Source organism: Deltaproteobacteria bacterium (assembly GCA_021737785.1).
Classification (GTDB): domain Bacteria; phylum Desulfobacterota; class DSM-4660; order Desulfatiglandales; family Desulfatiglandaceae; genus AUK324.
In genome coordinates this window covers 119,625-137,845 of sequence record JAIPDI010000003.1, presented here as the reverse complement: position 1 = coordinate 137,845, position 18,221 = coordinate 119,625, and the positions used below count along the sequence as shown (strand labels likewise).

The following is an 18,221-nucleotide window of genomic DNA, read 5'->3' as shown; positions in this document are numbered from 1 at the left end:
GGAGTGACCCGGAATATTGCGGGTTTATCCGTTTGTTAACCTATTTCGATGTTCGTCTTTTGATTGTTCTTTCTTCCGCGTTCCGAGCTCCGCGTTCCGCGTTCAACGAGTCACTTAACTGAATGACAACTTTGGGAGGAAATCTATGTCTTACCAGCACATGACCTACGAAGAAAAAGAAGAGATCGGCATACTGACCCTGAATCAGCCGCACAAGCGGAATGCCTTGGGTCAGGAGTTCGAAGAGGAGATCGTTGCGTGTCTCAAGGATGCAGGAAAGCGATGCGACGTAAAGGTCATTATTCTCAAGGCCGCGGGAGAGGTGTTCTGCGCAGGCCATGACCGGATGGAGATACTGAACCAGCCCCTCTCTGCCATCCGGCAGCTCTTTCAGACCTCATTCAATTTGATGACCGCCATCCGCACGGCCCCCCAATGCATTATCGCCCAGGTGCAGGGGATTGCCATGGCCGGCGGATGTCATCTGGCCGCGGGGTGCGATCTGATCACCGCCGGTCGGGACAAGGCCAAGTTCGGCATGACCGGCCTTATTTATTCCTATAATTGCTCGACCCCTACCGTGGCCGTGAGCCGGGCGGTCCCTCAAAAAAAATGCATGGAGATGCTCATGACCGCAGGGCTGTACAGCGCTGAGGAGGCCCGGTCCTTTCATCTGGTCAACCGTGTGTTTCCCGATGACAAACTGGATGAAATGACCTTCCAGTGGGCCAAAGAGATCGCCAGGGCCAGCAAGTACGTTATCAACATGTCCAAGCAGGTCTTTTATTCCCAGATCGAGATGACCGAATGGCAGGCCTATCAGTATGCCAAGGAGATGATGGCCATGGCCGGCGTCAGCACCAACGCCATAGAAGGCTTTACCGCATTCATTGAAAAGCGCGAGCCGATGTGGGACGAGGCGACCCCTTTCTGATGGCGATCAAAGGCGTCTTATTTGATTTTGACGGAACCCTGACGGTTCCGGGAGCGCTCAATTTTCCTGCCATCAAGAGGCTTCTGGGGTGTCCCGTGGACCACCCCATCCTGGAGTTTATAGCGTTGCAGCCTCCGGAGTGTCGGCCCGGGCTCATGAAGATCCTGGAGGAACAGGAGGATCTGGCGGCTGAATTGTCCCTTCCCAACCGGGGGGCGGAAAGATGTCTTCAGTCCCTGATAAGAAAACAGATGCCGATGGGCATTCTGACCAGAAGCCGGCTGAAGCCGATCAGGATGTCGCTGGAAAGATTCAGAGGGATCACCATCGACCATTTCGAGGTTGTTATCACCCGCGAGATGTCGCTCCCAAAACCCCATCCGGACGGCGTGATCAAGGCGGCGGAACGCATGGGACTTTCCCCCGGGGAACTGGTGGTGGTAGGGGATTTCAGTTTTGATGTGATTTCGGGTAAAAGGGCGGGGGCCGTCACAGTGCTCCTCACCAATGGCGGGGTATCGGTCATGGCCTCCAACGACCCTGAGCCCGATTACATTATTGACCACCTTGAAGAACTCCCTCCCCTCCTTACACATGCTCCTGAGTCATAATCTATTTCCGCGTAACCACTGAGTGAGTCAGGAATCCTCCTGTTCGGCAAAATCATCGCCAGATCCTCCCCGGCGGGAGATGCGGTGGAAGACGAATCTGAAATTCGGTCCCGACGCCCGGCTCCGACCACACCTTGACCTGGCCCCTGTGATTGTTCACGATCCGGTTCACGGTGGTCAGTCCCAGACCGGATCCCTGCGATTTTGCGGTGAAAAACGGATCAAAGATGCGGGGGAGATCTTCAGGATCGATGCCCGGACCGTTGTCTTTCACACGAATGGAGAGGTATTCATCCTCCCAGGTTGTTGAAACAAGAACGGCCCCTCCCCGGGGCATGGCTTCTGCGGCGTTCTGGAACAGATTGATAAGGGCGAGGGAAATCTGTTCTTTGTCCAAATAGAGGGTCGGATCTTCGGGGAGAGGTGTCAGTTGAATATCCAGGTGGTGTATCCCGGGCGCATTCTCCCATGCGGAAAGTGCATGGTGCAGCACGTCCGACAGTTTAACCTCTCGTATATCCGGTTCAGGCATGGCGGTGTAGGCTTCCACGTCCTTTACCATCTGCTCCAGCCGGGCGGATTCCTTAAGGATGATATCCACGTAGGATTCCAAGGTCTTGTCTGAATGCAGCCTGGACTTGAGACGCCGGGCAAAGCCGCCGATGCTCATGACCGGGTTCCGGACCTCATGGGCCACGCCCTGCGAGAGTTCCGCCAGGGCAGACAAACGCTCTGTGCGGAGAAGTTGCTCCTGGGTTTTCTTCAATTCGGCCTGGGTCAGGGTGAATTTTTCCTTCAACCGCTCATACAGCCTGGCGTTGACCATGGCGATCCCGATCTGATTGGCCGCAATGGTCAGGAATTCCAGATCCTCTTGGTTGAATGGGGTGGGCCCGCGCTTGTTGACCAACTCCAGGACGCCTGTCAGGCGACCGTTGTTTCTGATGGGGAGAGCGATGATGGAGCGGGTCTTGAATCCGGTGATGAGATCGATTTTCGAGCTGAACCGGGTATCCTTTTCCGTATCCGGAACAATGACCGGTTCCCCGGTCCGCGCCACCCATCCGGCGACCCCTTCTCCCATCTTCATACGGATTTCTCTGACGGTATGGGTCTCGTGCCCGCTCAGAATCCGGAAGAACAGCTCATTGCGTGTATAATCTATCTCAAAGATGGAACTCCCTTCAGCACCGATGACCTCTTCGGCAAAGCGCATGGCACAATTCAGCACCTCAAAGATATCCAGGGAGGAGTTGATCATGGACGACAGCTCTACCAGGGCGTCAATTTCCTTGGAGGGACGGACGGATAACATGGGCGCTCGCGTGAATGGTTTCGGGGTGGACGGATGTCATGGCTTGGATCAGAATCCAGGTCATGTCCATCAGGGGAACAAATTTCGGCTGAGCATATAAAAACACCGATGGAAATTCAACTGTAATCCAACCCTCATCCGAAGGGCTGATCTTTTCACCAGGGCTGATATCCGGAGATGGGCTTTACTCCTCGGTGCGAAACCTGTATATATGGGGCCATACCGGGACTGCGGACCAAGGCGCGTTGGATGTATCTCTCTCTGTTCCGTGGGATGAAACAATGAAAAAAAATGGGCTGGTGATTCAGAAAAACGGGCGCGTGTGCACCCTTGTCCTGAACTGCCCCGAAAAAAAGAATGCCATGAATGCGGAGTTGCTCCTCGATCTTCACCGGAACATGGAGAGGATCTCAGGGGATGACGGTATCCGTGCACTTGTTATTCGGGGGGCCGGGGACGAGGCCTTCTGCTCGGGTTATGATATCGCGGCCCTGACCGCGGGGAGCGGTCCGGAGGGTCCCGGGAAAACCGGTCGGACAGACGCGTTCGGCCCGTTTGAAATGGCTGTAGACGGCATTATGAACTATCCCTATCCGGTGATCGCCATGCTGAACGGATACGCCTTTGGCGGCGGATGCGATCTGGCTGTTTCGTGCGACCTCCGCGTGGGCGGGGACCATATCCGCATGGGGATGACCCCTTCGAAGATCGGGATGATATATACCCCTCACGGTCTCATGCGGTTCATCCGGACCATCGGATTGTCAAAGACAAGAGAGATCTTTTTCACCGGTCGGACCTATAACGCCTGCCAAGCCAAAGAGATGGGCCTGCTCGACTACCTGATCCCCAAGCCGGAACTTGAATCTTTCACCTATGCCCTGGCCGATGAGATCGCCGGGAACGCGCCCCTATCTCTAAAGGGGATCAAGCGGATGTTGAACTTGATCCTCCGCTCGGATAATATGGATGCAGACGGCCTGAAGGAGGCTGAGGAGATCATGGCCCGCGTCATGGTAAGTCAGGACCTGAGAGAAGGCCGGGCCGCATTCCTGGAAAAACGGTCTCCCCGGTTCACAGGGGGGTAGGGGACAAAGGGATTGAGGGATTAAGGGATTAAGAAATTGAAGAATTGAGGAATTTAGGGATTGAGGTTGAGGGGGTGAGATATTTCGAAATGAGGATTTGGAAGGTTGACGGTTAGCAGAACTGGGAGAGCAAACGCATCACAAGGGCTTCTGGGGAAAGATTCTTTGTGTCCCTGTGGCGCTGTGTGAGATTGCCTTCGGTTTTTAGCCTTTCCAGGCCAGCAGACAGAGAAAGGAGATACTATTATGGGCAAACCGGTTGTGGCGATTGTACGGTACGAGAAACCCCTGGAATCGCTCCGGAGGGCGGTCGACCTCTGCAAGGGGCTGGATCATCTCCCGGCCGATGCCAGGGTTTTTATCAAACCGAATATCGTTTACTGGACTCGGAAAGTCACTTTTCCTAAATGGGGCGTGATCACCACCTCGCGGATGATCGAGGATGCGGTGATGCTCCTCAAGGAACGGGGGATCGATCACATCACCATTGGAGAGGGGATGATCTCCTTATCTAAAGATAACTTGAATTCAATTCATGCTTTTGAAAGTCTGGGATACAACCGCCTGAATCAGCGATACGGCGTCAGGGCCATCAATGTATTTGAGAGGGAGTTCAGGGAGGTGGACCTGGGTAACGGTGAAACACTCAAATTCAATGCGGATATCCTTGACAGCGATTTTGTGGTGGATGTTCCCGTGTTGAAGACCCATGCCCAGACCGTGGTGTCCCTGGGAATCAAGAATCTTAAGGGGATGATCGATATCAATTCCCGAAAAAAGTGCCACAACGCCGATCCGGAGAAGAATCTCAATTACTGGGTGGCCAGACTGGCCGATCCCATGCCCCCCATCCTGACTATTTTGGATGGCTTATATACATTGGAGCGAGGACCGGCTTTTGACGGTAGGGCCAGGAGAAGCAATCTCATCGTGGCCTCGGCCGACGTCCTCTCTGCCGATATGGTGGGGGCCAAGATCCTGGGATACGAACCATCGGAGGTTCCCTGTCTGGTCCATGCGGCAAATAACCGGAAACGTTCCTGCAATGTTTCTGACGTGGAGGTGATGGGCGAAAGGATCGAGGATGTGGCCTCTCCTCACAGATACTCCTTCCCATATAATGAGAAAAATACCCTAACGTTGCCGATGGAAAGGATGGGCATCAAGGGTCTTTCATACCGTAAGTATGATTTGACGATGTGCACTTACTGTTCTGCTATAAATGGTGTTACGCTTGCAGCAGTAGCCGCTGCCTGGAAAGGAACGCCCTGGGACGATGTGGAGGTGCTTACCGGCAAGTCCATGTCGCCCACGCCGGGTATGAAAAAGACGATTCTATTCGGAAAATGCATGTACCAGCGCCATAAGGACAACCCGGACATCCAAGAGATGATTCCCATCAAGGGGTGCCCACCTCAGCCCAAATCCATTGTGGAGGCCTTTCATCGGGCCGGCATAGAGATCAATCCCAGCATCATCGAAAATGCGGATGCGGCCCCGGGGTTTTTCATGAAGCGATATCAAGGTAAGTTTGAATACGACGAATCCTACTTTACGGTGGCATAATCGAATATCTATCAAAGGGGGACTCCCATGAACAACATAAACAAAGGCTCAACTTTTGAAAGGTCGGAGCAATCTCCCACTATTTGGGCAGCACCCCAATTCGATGATTTAAATAGAGTAGACAATATGTTAGGTAAGCCTGAGGAAAGGCATCGAACCATTCTTGAGGGCATTGAAGAGGGTTACGTTGAAGTTGATCTCAAGGGGAGCACCGTATTCTGCAATGATTCGTTCTGTAATATAACAGGTTATCCCAGAAAAGAACTTATCGGCCTTAATTTTAGAGCGTATGTGACCGAATCAATGGCAGACAGAGTTTATAAAGCCTACAATAAAGTTTATCGAAGAGGAATTCCTGATCCGGCCTTCTACTATGAAATTATTCAGAAGAGCGGAGTCAAAAGAATTATTGAAAATTCAATATCTTTAATCGAAACGCCTGAGGGCCGGCGGATTGGATTTCGCAGTATTGTTCGTGACATAACGGACCGTAAACGAATGGAAGAAGAACTGGAGAGGCATCGTAGCCGCTTACAGGCCATTTTTAGAAGCGTTCGAGATGCAATTATCACTGTCGACACAAAGATGGTGTTGATTGAAGCCAACGAAGCAACAGAGAGTATTTGTGACATATCTAATGGAGAGTGCGTGGGAAAGCCATTTGGCGAATGTCCAACCCGTTGTAATCAAGCGTGCCATGAGGTCTTGAGTGATTCCCTGAAAAAAAAGATGGAGATAAAAGGGTATAGGATTGAATGCAAACGCCACGATCGGCCTGAACAAACCGTGATAATCACGAGTTCACCCCTTCTGGATCGCGAGGGGGAATTCACGGGAACAGTCCTTGTCGTACGAGATATTACAAGGCTCAGCAATCTTGAGCGTGAATTGAGAGAAAAGCATCAATTTCATAACATTATCGGTAAAAGCCGAAATATGCAGGACATATATAGCCTCCTGGAGAATCTGGTCGGCTTGGACACAACGGTCTTGATCACTGGAGAAAGCGGCACAGGAAAGTCTCTGGTGGCTAAGGCCCTCCATCACAGCGGCAGCCGTGCCTTCGGACCGCTCATAACCGTGAATTGCTCTGCACTGCCAGAGAATTTGCTGGAAAGTGAACTGTTTGGTCATGTAAAGGGAGCATTTACAGGAGCGATAAAGGACGTTCAAGGCCGTTTCCAGGCCGCTGGTCAGGGAACAATTTTGTTAGACGAAATCGGCGACATATCGCCCAGAATTCAGCTTAAGCTTTTGAGAGTTCTTGAGGAAAAAGAATTCGAGAGAGTTGGGGAATCCCTAGCCAGGAAGGTGGATGCCCGGGTTATCGCATGCACGAATCGTGATTTACAGGAAAAGGTAAGGTTAGGCGAATTCCGAGAGGATTTGTATTACCGTCTAAAGGTAATAGAAGTGCATCTCCCGCCGCTGAGAGAAAGGCTTGATGATATCCCATTACTTATTGCCTATTTCTGTAAGGTTTTTAACAATAAGTTTAAAAAGAACGTCGAGGGATTAGCGGATGAAGTGGTCAGGGCTTTCATGAACTATCACTGGCCTGGCAATGTACGTGAGCTGGAACATAGCCTGGAACATGCGTTTGTCCTTTGCCGCGAGCCCATCATAACCCTTGACCACATCCCTGCCGAAATAATGGGCAGTTTGGGCGTTCGAAAGAGATCCCATGAGCAAAAAATTCTGAGTGGATCACAAGAAATCCTGACCGCGTTGGAAAAAACAGATTGGAACAAGGCGAAAGCCGCACGTATTTTAGGAATAGACCGCAGTACGCTCTATAGAAGAATCAGACGACATAAACTATCTGCATCCAAGGCAGATCTGTTGCGCGATGCTACAGATATGTAGCGCAACATTTCTGTTGCATGCTACGCTTCCTCCCATTTAGTTAATATTCACTTACCTAAAATTATGGCTTAATTCCCCCTAAAGCCTGCCAAGATGTTTTAATCCTATCATTTTTTCCCTTTGGCACATGTCTTGCTGCATAGTGGCGGCAGTTAAAACAACAGCATCGTGTCGTTCAGTAAGAATTGGTGTAGACATACAGTTGAAGGCGGGGTGATATCGTTTGAGTATCCTGAAAGCTGATAGGCAACTTTCCAGCAAAGAATTTTCAATAAAAAAAGGCATTCGTTTAGTCGGCTCGGAGGATTTTGAATATGAGGTCCTCAAGAAAAAGGCGCCCGTACTTGTAATGTGTATACGCAACGATTCAGAAATTGAAGGGCAGGTTGAAATGGTTAATCATGTTACAGCAAAACTGTATGGTGAAAGACTACATGTTTGTTTATTAGCGGAGGAGTGCCTGGGTATTTTCAGTGAAAGGTATAAGGTCAGCGGAACACCAACATTTCTCATATTTAACGATGGCAAAGAGACAGGACGGTTACTGGGCCAGGTAGATGGAACGACCCTCAAAGAATTCTTATCCAAAACGCTCGCGTAATATATGTCTTGGAGGTAAATAACAAAAGGGTGATGGATTTTAACCTATCAGAAGAGCAGCAAATGCTGCGTGACATGGTCAGAAAAATTGCTGAGAATGAATTTAAACCTAAAGCAGCAGAAATTGACCAAAAAGAGGAATTCCCCTGGAAAAATAAAAGGATACTTGAAGAGAACGGGCTGCTTGGGATTCAAGTGCCTGAAGAATATGGAGGAGCAGGGGCAGGTATGGTCAGCCTCGCGGTCGTGGTCGAGGAGGTGGCCCGTGTGTGTGCGTCAACTTCGGTTATTCTCACTACTCAAGCTTTAGCGACAGACCCTCTTCTTATAGCGGGAAATCATGAGCAAAAAATAAAATGGCTCAAGCCCATGGCCGAAGGTTCAGTTCTGGGGGCGTGCGCCATTACTGAGCCAGGGGCAGGCTCTGATGTGACTGGGATCAGAACTGTTGCTGCGCCAAAAGACAACGGCTATGTACTGAATGGGACGAAGATATTCATTACTGATGGAGGGGTATCCGACGTCGTGACGGTTGTCGCCTTTACGGATAAGAGTAAGGGCCACAAAGGCATGAGCATGCTGGTGGTCCCAAAAGATGTCCCTGGTTTTTCGGTAGGCAAAGAGGAAAAAAAGCTGGGCATTCGGGGATCGGACACACGGGAACTCATTTTTGAAGAATGTTTTGTCCCCGATGAGAATGTCATTGGCAGCCCAGGGGATGGCTTCAAAATTCTCATGAAGACCTTCAATTATACCCGTCCTGCCGTGGGAGCTCAGGCCCTCGGCATTGCACAAGGCGCATTGGATGCTGTCTTGGACTATGTTAAAGGCAGAATGCAGTTTGGGAGAACTATCGCAGAATTCCAAGGCGTTCAGTGGATGCTTGCAGAAATGGCCCTAAAGATAGAATTGGCCAGGACGATGATTTACCGGGTTTGTGGCACAATTGACAATGCGCCGGACTCAAAAGATATACCGAGATTAGCTTCTATGGCGAAGTGGTTTGCATCGGATACGGCGATGCAGGTCACTACCGATGCGGTCCAGCTTTTTGGCGGGTATGGTTACTCCAGGGAATACCCGATCGAAAGGATGATGCGGGATGCCAAAATAACCCAAATATATGAGGGAACAAATCAGGTTCAACGCATAATCATCGCCAACCAGATGTTGAGATAAAGAAAGGGAGTTGAAATGTATAAAGATATTGTCATTGTAAATGCGGTTAGAACACCGTTCGGACGTTACTGTGGAGCATTAAGGGAATATGACTATTTTGATCTTGGGGCATTGCCCATGAAAGAAGTCCTGGATAGAGTCCATGTGAACGGAAACCAGGTTGATGAAGTCTATTGGGGGGTTGGTGATACCTCTGTGTGTAAGGACGTCTATACCCCTGTAGCTGCACGGCAGACTCTTCTCAAGGCCGGACTTCCACCGGAGACGCCTTCCGTTTCCTTGGACAAGGCTTGCGTGTCAGCTATGTCAGCGGTTCATTACGGATGTCGTGCGATGGTGGCCGGGGAAATTGCGTGCGCTATAGGAGGCGGCGCCACCTCTTTTAGCCAGGAACCGCTCATCGTCAGGGGGCTTCGGTGGAAAGGATTTCGCTTGGGTGATGTCAAGATGGAAGATCCCCTGTTTGCCTTGGGATACAAGGATTTCAATCCTGTTTCCGTAGATACAGACAACGTGGCGATAGAGTATGGAATTTCCCGCGAAGAACAGGATGAGTGGGCACTGAGAAGCCATTATAAGTATGGCCAGGCATGGAAAGCTGGCAAATTCAAAGATGAGATGATGATTTTGGAAATCCCTCAAAAGAAAGGAGATCCGATCATTCTCGACATTGACGAACAGTATAGGAAAGAGACCACTATTGAAAAGCTCAGCAAGCTTCCAGGCATCTACGGATGCAAAGGGGTGACTGCAGGGAATGCGCCTGGGCTGAATGATGGCGCGACGGCGATTTTGTTTATGAAAAGATCCAAGGCCGATGAGCTGGAGTTGAAGCCTTTAGCCGAGATCGTTTCTATGTCCTCCATAGCCATCAACCCAAACCGAATGCCAGAGGGGCCTGCCTATGCAGCCATGAAGGCCCTTAATCGGGCGGCCCTGAGTATGAACGACATTCATTTTGTTGAGATAAACGAAGCCTTTGCCGCAGTGCCCCTGGTAAGCACACTTCTGATGACCGACAAGGACAAGGGAAAGGCGCAAGCTTTGCGTGAAAAAACGAATGTTAATGGCAGTGCCATTGCCATCGGGCACCCGAATACGGCCAGCGGAGCCCGTCTGATAATGAACCTGATGTACGAATTGCATCGAAAGGGAGGCGGATACGCACTGGGCGCGATTTGTGGTGGGTTAGCCCAGGCAGATGCGTGTGTGATCAAAGTGTAGGAGTATAAGGGCCTGACCATGTAGAGACAGCGCTCTTACACGGCTAATCGGATGAGAGAACCGCGGGATCTCTTGGGTGTAAGGAGGGATAGGAATTATGGATGGAATAAATACGGTGGGTGTGATAGGCGCGGGAATGATGGGAGCAGAGATTGCCCTCTGCTTCGCTATGTCGGGTTACGACGTGTGCATGAAAGAGAGTTCCCTTGATCTGGCTCAAAAAGGAAAAGAGCGCCTGAGAGGCGTCTTGGACAAGGTAATAAAGAAGGGGACCTTTAAAGCAGAAGACAAGGCCGCTACCCTTTCTCGTATCACTCCTACGGACCAATATGAAGTCTTAAAAGGTATTGATCTTGCGGTGGAGGCGGTTTTCGAGGATTTGGAAACCAAGAGGGAGGTTTTTTCACAACTTGACCGCGTGTGCCAATCAGGTTGTATCTTCGCAACGAATACCTCCAGCATCCCTATCACGCTGCTGGCAACCTCTGTCAGCAGGGAACGGATCGGCCGGTTTTTGGGGACGCATTTTTTCTCGCCAGCGTCTGTAATGAAACTGGTAGAGGTGATACCCGGCTTAGAGACTGATAATGAGACGATAACGGTCATGATGGATTGCTGCCGCAGCATCGGTAAGACCCCCATCAGGGTAAAAGATGTGACAGGGTTTGCTGTCAACAGGATACTTCATGCCATGTGGATCGAGGCCAACCGATTGCTGGAGGAGGGCGTTGCGTCACCTGAAGATATCGACACCGCCTGCAAACTCGGATTAGGGCACCCGATTGGGCCATATGCGCTCATGGATCTAACAGGGAATAACCTGAACCTCCAGGTTCAACAAATTCTTTTCGAGTCATATGGTGAACGGTTCAGACCGAGGCCGATTTTGAAACAAAAAGTCAATGCCCACCATTTAGGTCGAAAGACAGGTCGGGGTTGGTTCGACTACAAAAATTAGACCATGCCTATCCGGTTGTCACTCAAAAAGCAACTATGGGGCCAGCAGCCATGCAGATATGAGGCCTCCCAAGGACCGGGGATGGATTGACCGGTGCTGGGGATGAAAGGGATCTGACCTTATTCTCTGACCTCGGGGCCAGTTTTATAAATGTGGTAACTCCGGATACTGAATGTTTTTGAGCTTGTAATTTGCGAAGAATGACGCAATCTGGGCGGTGGAAGTTAGCCGGAGAGGCATGAATTAGACTTCTATTGGTTGTTTTGGCCAAGCGAGATTTCATGCATATTTTAAAGCAGTTGCTATGATCTCCCTGAAGAATTGTCATAAATCCAAAAGCAATTTTAAATGCACCTTCTCCAAGTCTAATCAAATATCTAAAATGAAGCTGCTTCGCTCACAAAACAGTTATTCACCTTTGCAAATTTGCAAGAAGAAGCCCGAAATTTTTTCTTGACAGGGGTTTTTAATTGTGTTCAGTTAGGTATCACTACTGAATACAATTAATGAGGTGAATTTTGAGAGAACAAAAATCGGAGAGAAAGAAAGAAAATCAAAAAGCTATAAGGCGGTTAAACAAGGATCCTCAGGTAAAGCAGAGTATCTTGCGCGCAGCTGCAGAAGCCATGAATCGAAGAGGGTGCTCTGAATCCAGTATCAGCGAAATAGCTTCAGCGGTAGGAATAAAAGATCCTGTTATTTATCAGTATTTTAGGGGAAAAGAAGAGCTTCTTTTTGCTGTTGTTGAAGATCATATGGTTAAGTTCCTTCAGTACCTAAACGAACAGCTTCAGGGGATTAGCGGAGCATACAATAAATTAAGAAAGCTTATTTGGGCACATTTACATTTTAATGATATTAATAGAGATTATATAACTTTGGTTAATTTAGAATGTCGCTCTAATTTGAATTTTTATCGTACAAAGGGTTATCAGTTGATACGACACTACGCCGGGATTTTATCATGTGTTCTCAGGGAAGGCGTTGAAGAGGGAGCTTTCAGGCCGGCTATAAATATGGTTTTGGTTCGCGACCTAATTTTTGGTCTTGTAGATTTTGAAGCGATTACATGTTTGATCACCAAAGAAATTAATGAGGCTACACCAGATCACGGGGCTTGCATGAGGCTTATTGAGCGGATACTTACATGCAATATAGGTAAAAATGATAAATCGTTTGAGACTACGAGGTGTCGTATCCTGCGCTCGGCAATTAGGGCGTTTGCGGAAAAAGGTTACACAAAAGCCACCATTTCAGAGATTGCCAAGCAAGCCGGTGTGGCGGATGGAACCGTTTATGAATACTTTACCAATAAGGAAGAGCTTTTGCTTTGTATCCCGGAACAGCGTTTTGAAGAACATATAAATCAGTTGGAAGTGGCCTTTAATATTAAAGATCCAGTAAAGATGCTGCGTCGTTTCATCAAGTATCATTTCAATCTTTATTTGACTGATACCGATTTTCTCAAAGTCTATTTAAGCTTGATCCTTTTGAATAGAAGGTTTTACCAATCCCGTGCATATGATGGTTTGCGTAGGTATTTAAAACTATTAGAAGATATAATTCAAAAAGGAATTGATGCTGGGAGCTTTGCGCCCGATACTGATATTAGAATTTTCAGAAATATGTTTTTAGGGGCTTTTACCCACATGGGCCTGAGATGGTTCTTCTTGGGAAAACAGGCTGCAATTGATAAAACAGATGAAATTAACCAAGTTACCAATTTACTTAGTGATGCGGTGATTGCTTAGCATTTTGAAATGGCTTACGGTTAATTTTTAGCGGATTGCGTCGGCACCGGCTGTTAAGTTGAAAAGGGACATTTGGGGTTAACGCAAAGCTGCCGCTCTTTATTTTGTATATGAACGTATTGAAAGGGCATTCGTCTCCAGAGTACTAATTCCGTTTTGAAAAGGAGGATGAAATAGGATGTTGGAATATCGATTCAGCGATGAACAGAAGATGCTCAGGGACACAATCAGGGATTTTGTGAAGAATGAAATTGCGCCTTATGCGCGAGATCTTGATGAAAAGGCTCAGTTCCCATTGGAAATATTTAGAAAAATGGCTGAGCTGGGGTTTATCGGTGCGGCAATACCTTCTAAATATGGCGGGTCAGAGATGGATTTGATGGCTGTATATATTGTAGTTGAGGAATTGGCGACTGCTTTGCCGTCCCTGGCCATGGATTACATGGTGACCGCTGGTGTCATTGCTTATGGCTCGATTTATAAGCTGGGCACGGATGTTCAACGGAAAAAATACCTGCGGAAACTGGTTAATGGAGAAATGATCGGTGCAATAGGTATGACTGAACCAAATGCAGGTTCGGACGTGGCCAATATGAAAACAAGAGCGGTTAAGGATGAAGATGGTAACTATCTGCTGAACGGAACCAAGACTCTCATAACGAATTTTGGAGCCCTCCTTCCGAGTGTCGGTGTTTTCATTACCGTAACTGATCCTACACGTGGGACCAAGGGGATGTCAAGTTTCTTGGTCGAAAAGGACTTTCCAGGGGTCACTGTTTCGAGAGAAATAGAAACCTGCGGTATGAGGTCTTCATCACAGGCCGAGATCAGTTTTGAGAATTGCCCGGTCCCAGCGGAAAATCTGATGGTAGGTGAGGGCAGGGGAATGATGGTTTCCTTGTCGGGGATTGATGTTGATCGAATTTTATGTTGTGCGTTATCTACGGGGATAGCGCGAGGCGCCTACGAGCGTGCTCTCAAGTATGCACATGAAAGAGAAGTATTCGGACAGCATGTAGTGGATTTCCAGAGCGTTCAGTTAATGCTCTCCAAAATGGCTACCTATATCCATGCGAGTCGGTTGCTTGGGCACCATGCGGTGATTGCCTATGAACAGGGGAAAAGATGTACCTTAGAAGCGGCCATGGCAAAACGTTTGGCTTCTCGCCATGCTCAGGATACAACTATGTGGGCAATGCACATATTGGGGGGGTACGGTTATTGTCGTGAATACGAGGTCGAGAGATTTTTTAGAGATAATATGGGAGTGGAGATAGGAGGTGGAGCTGCGGATATTCTGGAAGTTGTTATTGCACGAAACGTAATCAACTCACCAGCCATATAGGAGGTTGCATGATGATTTTCGGAGATTTGATTGTGCGTAACGCGCGTCGCTTTCCGGATAAGGAAGGAGTTATTTGCGAGGCCCAGAGATTAACATGGCAGCAGGCCAATGGGAGAGTTAATAAACTGGTTCATGCTCTTGAGGAATTAGGAATATCAAAGGGTGATAGAGTCGCGGTACTTTCTGGAAACTGTCATGAGTATTGGGAATGTTACTGTGCCTGCGGGAAGAGCGGCATCATATTGGTTCCGTTGAACTATCGATTGGCTGGTCGTGAGCTTCTCTACATCCTGAATAATTCAGGGGCAATTGCAATTGTTATGGGACCTGAGTACGTCGAAACGATACGCCAAATCCAGAGAGAATTAGATCACCTCAAGTATTTTATTACGTTTGGGGGTGCCGATGGCGAGATTTTGGGATATGAGGAATTCATTCAGAACCAATCATCTAGCGAGTGTCATACACAGATTGATGAAAGTGACCTTTTTTGGATCATGTATACGAGCGGTACCACCGGACGTCCGAAGGGTGTCATGATCACACATAAGAATGTTCTAACGGACGCGTTGGATGATATGTATGCGTATGAGATGAAAAAGGAAGATGCCCTGCTTGTGACACCTCCTCTCTATCATGCAGCCGGAACAGCTATTAGCTATAGTGCAATGTATGTTGGTGCCAAAATTGTGATTATGAAAAAGTGGGATGCAGATCATGCACTGGAGCTAATCGAGCAAGAGAAAATTACAACCTCATGGTGGAACGCGGCGATGCTGACGGATTTATTGAACTCACCCTCACTTAAGAAGAAGGATCATTCGTCCATTCGCAGCATTATGTATGCAGGATCTCCCATGCCAGTTGAGTTGCTGAAAAGGGGATTTTCGGTGTTTGGTAAGGTTTTTTGGGGCCTTTACGGTTTGACCGAGAATACGTCAAGTGCGACCTGTTTGCCAATCTCGGAACATTTCACAGAGGGGCCAAAAGAAAAGATAGAAAGGCTTTATTCGGTTGGGAAAGAGCTCATTTCACTGCATGTTCGGGTGGTAGATGATCAAATGGAGGACGTGAGACCTGGGCAAGTTGGGGAGATCGTAATAAAGGGGGATACGGTGATGAAGGGCTACTGGAACAATCATGAGGCTACGATGGAGACCATTAAAGAGGGGTGGTTGTGCACAGGGGATCTAGCCCGGACTGACGAGGAAGGCTATATATATATTGTCGATCGGAAAAAGGATATGATCATTAGCGGGGGTGAAAACATCTATTCAAAGGAGGTAGAGGATGTTATCAACTCCCATCCTGCAGTGTTAGAATCGGCGGTAATAGGTGTCCCGGACCCAAAATGGGTTGAATCTGTCAAGGCAATCGTAGTATTGCTTCCGGGCCAACAGCTGACAAGCCAAGAGCTCGTCGAATATTGCAAAGCAAATATGGCAAGCTACAAAAAACCAAGATTTGTCGAATTTGTCGAAGCCCTTCCTCGAAATCCAAGTGGAAAAGTACTCAAATCAGAGCTGCGGACGAAATTTAGAGACAAGCATAAGAAAGATGTTTAATTGTGGAAGGAACAGATTTGGAATGTGAGGTGAATATGAGGCTGCAAGACAAGATTTCGATTATAACTGGGGGCTGTGGTGGGATAGGTAGGGCTATTGCGGTTCGTTTTCTGCAGGAGGGTTCGACAGTTGTTCTGGCAGATGCCGTTATGAGCAATGATAAAAGGGAAGTCCAAGATATCTTGAAGCGATATGACGGCAAGGCAGAGTTTTTTATCACTGATGTTTCAAGGTCCGTTGAAGTTAGTAAGATGGCCGATGGAATATATGAAAAATTTGGCAAAATCGATATTCTCGTAAACTGTGCAGGGATTTATGAAAAAAAGGCCATACTTGACATGAGTGATGAGGATTGGGATAGAACATTGAGAATCAACCTTTACGGTTGCTTTTATTGTTCTAGAGCGGTGGGCAATTACATGAAGTCACAGAAGAACGGTGGTGTAATCATCAATATAGCTTCGATCGGTGGCCAAACAGCACCGAGCTTTGGACATTCGCACTATGCTACAAGCAAGGCGGGAATGATGGGGTTCACCAGGGCGATCGCACTTGAATTAGGGCCGTATGGCATAAGAACGAACAATATATGCCCTGGAGTGACCGTTGAAACCCAAATGGGGGATGAGGCGGCGATCAATGTTGGCGATGAATACCTCAAAAGAGTCCCTCTTGGAAGACATGCGGTGCCCTTAGATATCGCTGACGGGGCTCTGTATCTGGCGTCTGATGAGTCAAGCTGTGTTACTGGAGCAACCCTCAGTATAAACGGAGGCGCATTTATGTTTTAAAATCAAAACTCTTCAATGGAAAGGAGGGATTAATCGAAAAATTGGCTCTATAAAACTTAAACGATCCGAAACATTAACATGAAAAGGAGGTTTAAAGATGATAAAAGGAAAGCTAAGCAGGGCTGGAATAGTTACCATTATTCTTCTTTCCGCAATGTTAATTCCCCTTTCAACTTTCGCTGCAGACACTATTAAAATTGCAGTTATAGACCCAGCTTCAGGACCTTTTGCGGCTGTTGGCGATCAAAGTAATAAACAATATCAGATGATTGCTGATCATATCAATGAAGCAGGAGGTGTCTTAGGGAAAAAACTGGAAATCGTACTTTTTGACAATAAAAACAGTCCAAGTGAAAGTGTATTTCAACTCAAGCGCGCTATCGATCAAGGCATTTCCATCATTTGCCAAGGCCACAGTTCCGGTGCAACAGCCGCGATGCTGGATGCGGTTGAGAAGCATAATTTTCGGAACCCTGACAAAAGAGTTGTTTTTCTCTGTCCGGATTCTACAGAGCCATCACTTACGAATGAAAAATGCAATTTTTGGTTCTTTCGCTGGGGGCCGACCGCAGATCAAAAGATTACGGCGCTTATTAAATATCTGGCTTCAGATAAATCTGTAAAGAAAGTCTTTTTGATAAATATGGATTACTCGCATGGTCATGGAATTAGCGCGGCTTCCAAGAAGGAATTGAAAGAACGTCGACCAGACATTGAAATTGTTGGCGATGTATTCCATCCGGTGGGAAAAATAAAGGATTTTGCCCCCTACATAAACAAAATAAAAGCTTCAAGTGCAGATGCCGTTGTCACTGGTGATTGGGGAACCGACCTAAATATGTTAATTAAGGCCTCACACAATGCCGGGCTGAAAGCAAAATGGATAACAACTTATGCTGGGGTTATTGGCGCGCCATCTGCTCTTCAAGAAGCTGGCGAGGGTACTGTTCAGGTTACGACCTGGCACATAAATTATAATGACGGGGACAACGAAACTACCAAATTTGCACTCAAATTCAAAGAAAAATATGGAGTCGATTTTTACTATCAAGAGATTAACACAATGATAAAAATGCTCTGCAGCGCGATCGAAAATACGAAATCCATTAGGGCAATAGATATAGCCTATGCCTTGGAGGGCATGAGAGTAAATACACCAACCGGAGAACTTTTGATGAGAGCAGATAACCATCAAGCAGTTATGCCACAGGTCATATCGGTCTTTTCGAAGGATGTCAAATATGATGTAGAGGATACCGGATATGGTTGGAAGACCCTGATGATCGTACCTTCTGAAGACGTATATTTGCAAACAAGCTGCAAAATGGAACGACCTTCCAAATAAAGGCGCTGCCCGAGACCGAAGGCAGAGGATTTCAAACCTAAAGAGAAATCCTCTGCCCATCGGAAGGATCGAAGTCTGTAAGA

At 47.8% G+C, this 18,221-nt stretch carries 15 protein-coding genes; 14 read left to right on the top strand and 1 reads right to left on the bottom strand.

Annotated elements, in window-relative coordinates:
• Window positions 1-145: 145 nt before the first annotated feature.
• Together K9N21_03095 and K9N21_03090 are read left to right on the top strand one after the other, a co-directional pair.
• Window positions 146-934: an enoyl-CoA hydratase/isomerase family protein gene (locus tag K9N21_03095; protein MCF8142885.1), complete on the top strand. Its 789-nt coding sequence runs from the start codon at window positions 146-148 to the stop codon at window positions 932-934.
• The gene (locus tag K9N21_03090) at window positions 934-1,545 is read left to right on the top strand and encodes an HAD-IA family hydrolase (protein ID MCF8142884.1); all 612 of its coding nucleotides are present in this window, start codon (window positions 934-936) and stop codon (window positions 1,543-1,545) included. The genes K9N21_03095 and K9N21_03090 overlap by 1 nt, the downstream gene beginning before the upstream one ends.
• Window positions 1,546-1,597: 52 nt before the next feature.
• Here K9N21_03090 and K9N21_03085 read toward each other — a convergent pair whose 3' ends face one another.
• A complete protein-coding gene (locus tag K9N21_03085) occupies window positions 1,598-2,860 on the bottom strand; it encodes a GAF domain-containing protein (protein ID MCF8142883.1) in 1,263 nt (420 codons plus the stop codon).
• Window positions 2,861-3,141: 281 nt separating this feature from the next.
• On the opposite strand from K9N21_03085, the gene K9N21_03080 reads away from it, so the two are divergent.
• The 12 genes from K9N21_03080 to K9N21_03025 all read left to right on the top strand — a co-directional run bounded on the left by K9N21_03080 (window position 3,142) and on the right by K9N21_03025 (window position 18,138).
• Window positions 3,142-3,948, top strand: coding sequence for an enoyl-CoA hydratase/isomerase family protein (locus K9N21_03080; protein MCF8142882.1), 807 nt, complete (start codon window positions 3,142-3,144; stop codon window positions 3,946-3,948).
• A gap of 246 nt (window positions 3,949-4,194) precedes the next feature.
• Window positions 4,195-5,514, top strand: a complete 1,320-nt coding sequence (locus K9N21_03075) for a DUF362 domain-containing protein (GenBank protein ID MCF8142881.1) — start codon at window positions 4,195-4,197, stop codon at window positions 5,512-5,514.
• Window positions 5,515-5,541: 27 nt separating this feature from the next.
• Window positions 5,542-7,380, top strand: a complete 1,839-nt coding sequence (locus K9N21_03070; GenBank protein ID MCF8142880.1) for a sigma 54-interacting transcriptional regulator — start codon at window positions 5,542-5,544, stop codon at window positions 7,378-7,380.
• Between the two features lie 223 nt (window positions 7,381-7,603).
• The gene (locus K9N21_03065) at window positions 7,604-7,981 is read left to right on the top strand and encodes a thioredoxin family protein (GenBank protein ID MCF8142879.1); all 378 of its coding nucleotides are present in this window, start codon (window positions 7,604-7,606) and stop codon (window positions 7,979-7,981) included.
• 32 nt (window positions 7,982-8,013) lie between these two features.
• Window positions 8,014-9,159 (top strand): acyl-CoA dehydrogenase family protein, encoded by a 1,146-nt coding sequence (locus tag K9N21_03060; protein MCF8142878.1) that lies wholly within the window; start codon window positions 8,014-8,016, stop codon window positions 9,157-9,159.
• A 15-nt stretch (window positions 9,160-9,174) separates the two neighbouring features.
• Entirely contained in the window at window positions 9,175-10,383 is a 1,209-nt protein-coding gene (locus K9N21_03055) for a thiolase family protein (protein ID MCF8142877.1), read from the top strand.
• A gap of 97 nt (window positions 10,384-10,480) precedes the next feature.
• Window positions 10,481-11,341, top strand: coding sequence for a 3-hydroxyacyl-CoA dehydrogenase family protein (locus K9N21_03050; GenBank protein MCF8142876.1), 861 nt, complete (start codon window positions 10,481-10,483; stop codon window positions 11,339-11,341).
• Window positions 11,342-11,859: 518 nt separating this feature from the next.
• The gene (locus K9N21_03045; GenBank protein ID MCF8142875.1) at window positions 11,860-13,092 is read left to right on the top strand and encodes a TetR family transcriptional regulator; all 1,233 of its coding nucleotides are present in this window, start codon (window positions 11,860-11,862) and stop codon (window positions 13,090-13,092) included.
• Between the two features lie 178 nt (window positions 13,093-13,270).
• Window positions 13,271-14,437 (top strand): acyl-CoA dehydrogenase family protein, encoded by a 1,167-nt coding sequence (locus tag K9N21_03040; protein MCF8142874.1) that lies wholly within the window; start codon window positions 13,271-13,273, stop codon window positions 14,435-14,437.
• 8 nt (window positions 14,438-14,445) lie between these two features.
• A complete protein-coding gene (locus tag K9N21_03035) occupies window positions 14,446-16,002 on the top strand; it encodes a long-chain fatty acid--CoA ligase (GenBank protein MCF8142873.1) in 1,557 nt (518 codons plus the stop codon).
• Window positions 16,003-16,004: 2 nt separating this feature from the next.
• The gene (locus K9N21_03030; protein MCF8142872.1) at window positions 16,005-16,793 is read left to right on the top strand and encodes an SDR family oxidoreductase; all 789 of its coding nucleotides are present in this window, start codon (window positions 16,005-16,007) and stop codon (window positions 16,791-16,793) included.
• Window positions 16,794-16,890: 97 nt separating this feature from the next.
• The gene (locus K9N21_03025) at window positions 16,891-18,138 is read left to right on the top strand and encodes a branched-chain amino acid ABC transporter substrate-binding protein (protein ID MCF8142871.1); all 1,248 of its coding nucleotides are present in this window, start codon (window positions 16,891-16,893) and stop codon (window positions 18,136-18,138) included.
• The last annotated feature ends 83 nt before the right edge of the window (window positions 18,139-18,221 follow it).

Excerpts from the sequence above, each read along its gene's own strand:
- K9N21_03055 (MCF8142877.1), top strand. The coding sequence starts at position 9,175 with ATGTATAAAGATATTGTCATTGTAAATGCGGTTAGAACACCGTTCGGA.
- K9N21_03035 (MCF8142873.1), top strand. The coding sequence starts at position 14,446 with ATGATGATTTTCGGAGATTTGATTGTGCGTAACGCGCGTCGCTTTCCG.
- K9N21_03090 (MCF8142884.1), top strand. The coding sequence starts at position 934 with ATGGCGATCAAAGGCGTCTTATTTGATTTTGACGGAACCCTGACGGTT.
- K9N21_03085 (MCF8142883.1), bottom strand. The coding sequence starts at position 2,860 with ATGTTATCCGTCCGTCCCTCCAAGGAAATTGACGCCCTGGTAGAGCTG.
- K9N21_03025 (MCF8142871.1), top strand. The coding sequence starts at position 16,891 with ATGATAAAAGGAAAGCTAAGCAGGGCTGGAATAGTTACCATTATTCTT.
- K9N21_03080 (MCF8142882.1), top strand. The coding sequence starts at position 3,142 with ATGAAAAAAAATGGGCTGGTGATTCAGAAAAACGGGCGCGTGTGCACC.
- K9N21_03060 (MCF8142878.1), top strand. The coding sequence starts at position 8,014 with ATGGATTTTAACCTATCAGAAGAGCAGCAAATGCTGCGTGACATGGTC.
- K9N21_03040 (MCF8142874.1), top strand. The coding sequence starts at position 13,271 with ATGTTGGAATATCGATTCAGCGATGAACAGAAGATGCTCAGGGACACA.
- K9N21_03050 (MCF8142876.1), top strand. The coding sequence starts at position 10,481 with ATGGATGGAATAAATACGGTGGGTGTGATAGGCGCGGGAATGATGGGA.
- K9N21_03095 (MCF8142885.1), top strand. The coding sequence starts at position 146 with ATGTCTTACCAGCACATGACCTACGAAGAAAAAGAAGAGATCGGCATA.
- K9N21_03070 (MCF8142880.1), top strand. The coding sequence starts at position 5,542 with ATGAACAACATAAACAAAGGCTCAACTTTTGAAAGGTCGGAGCAATCT.
- K9N21_03075 (MCF8142881.1), top strand. The coding sequence starts at position 4,195 with ATGGGCAAACCGGTTGTGGCGATTGTACGGTACGAGAAACCCCTGGAA.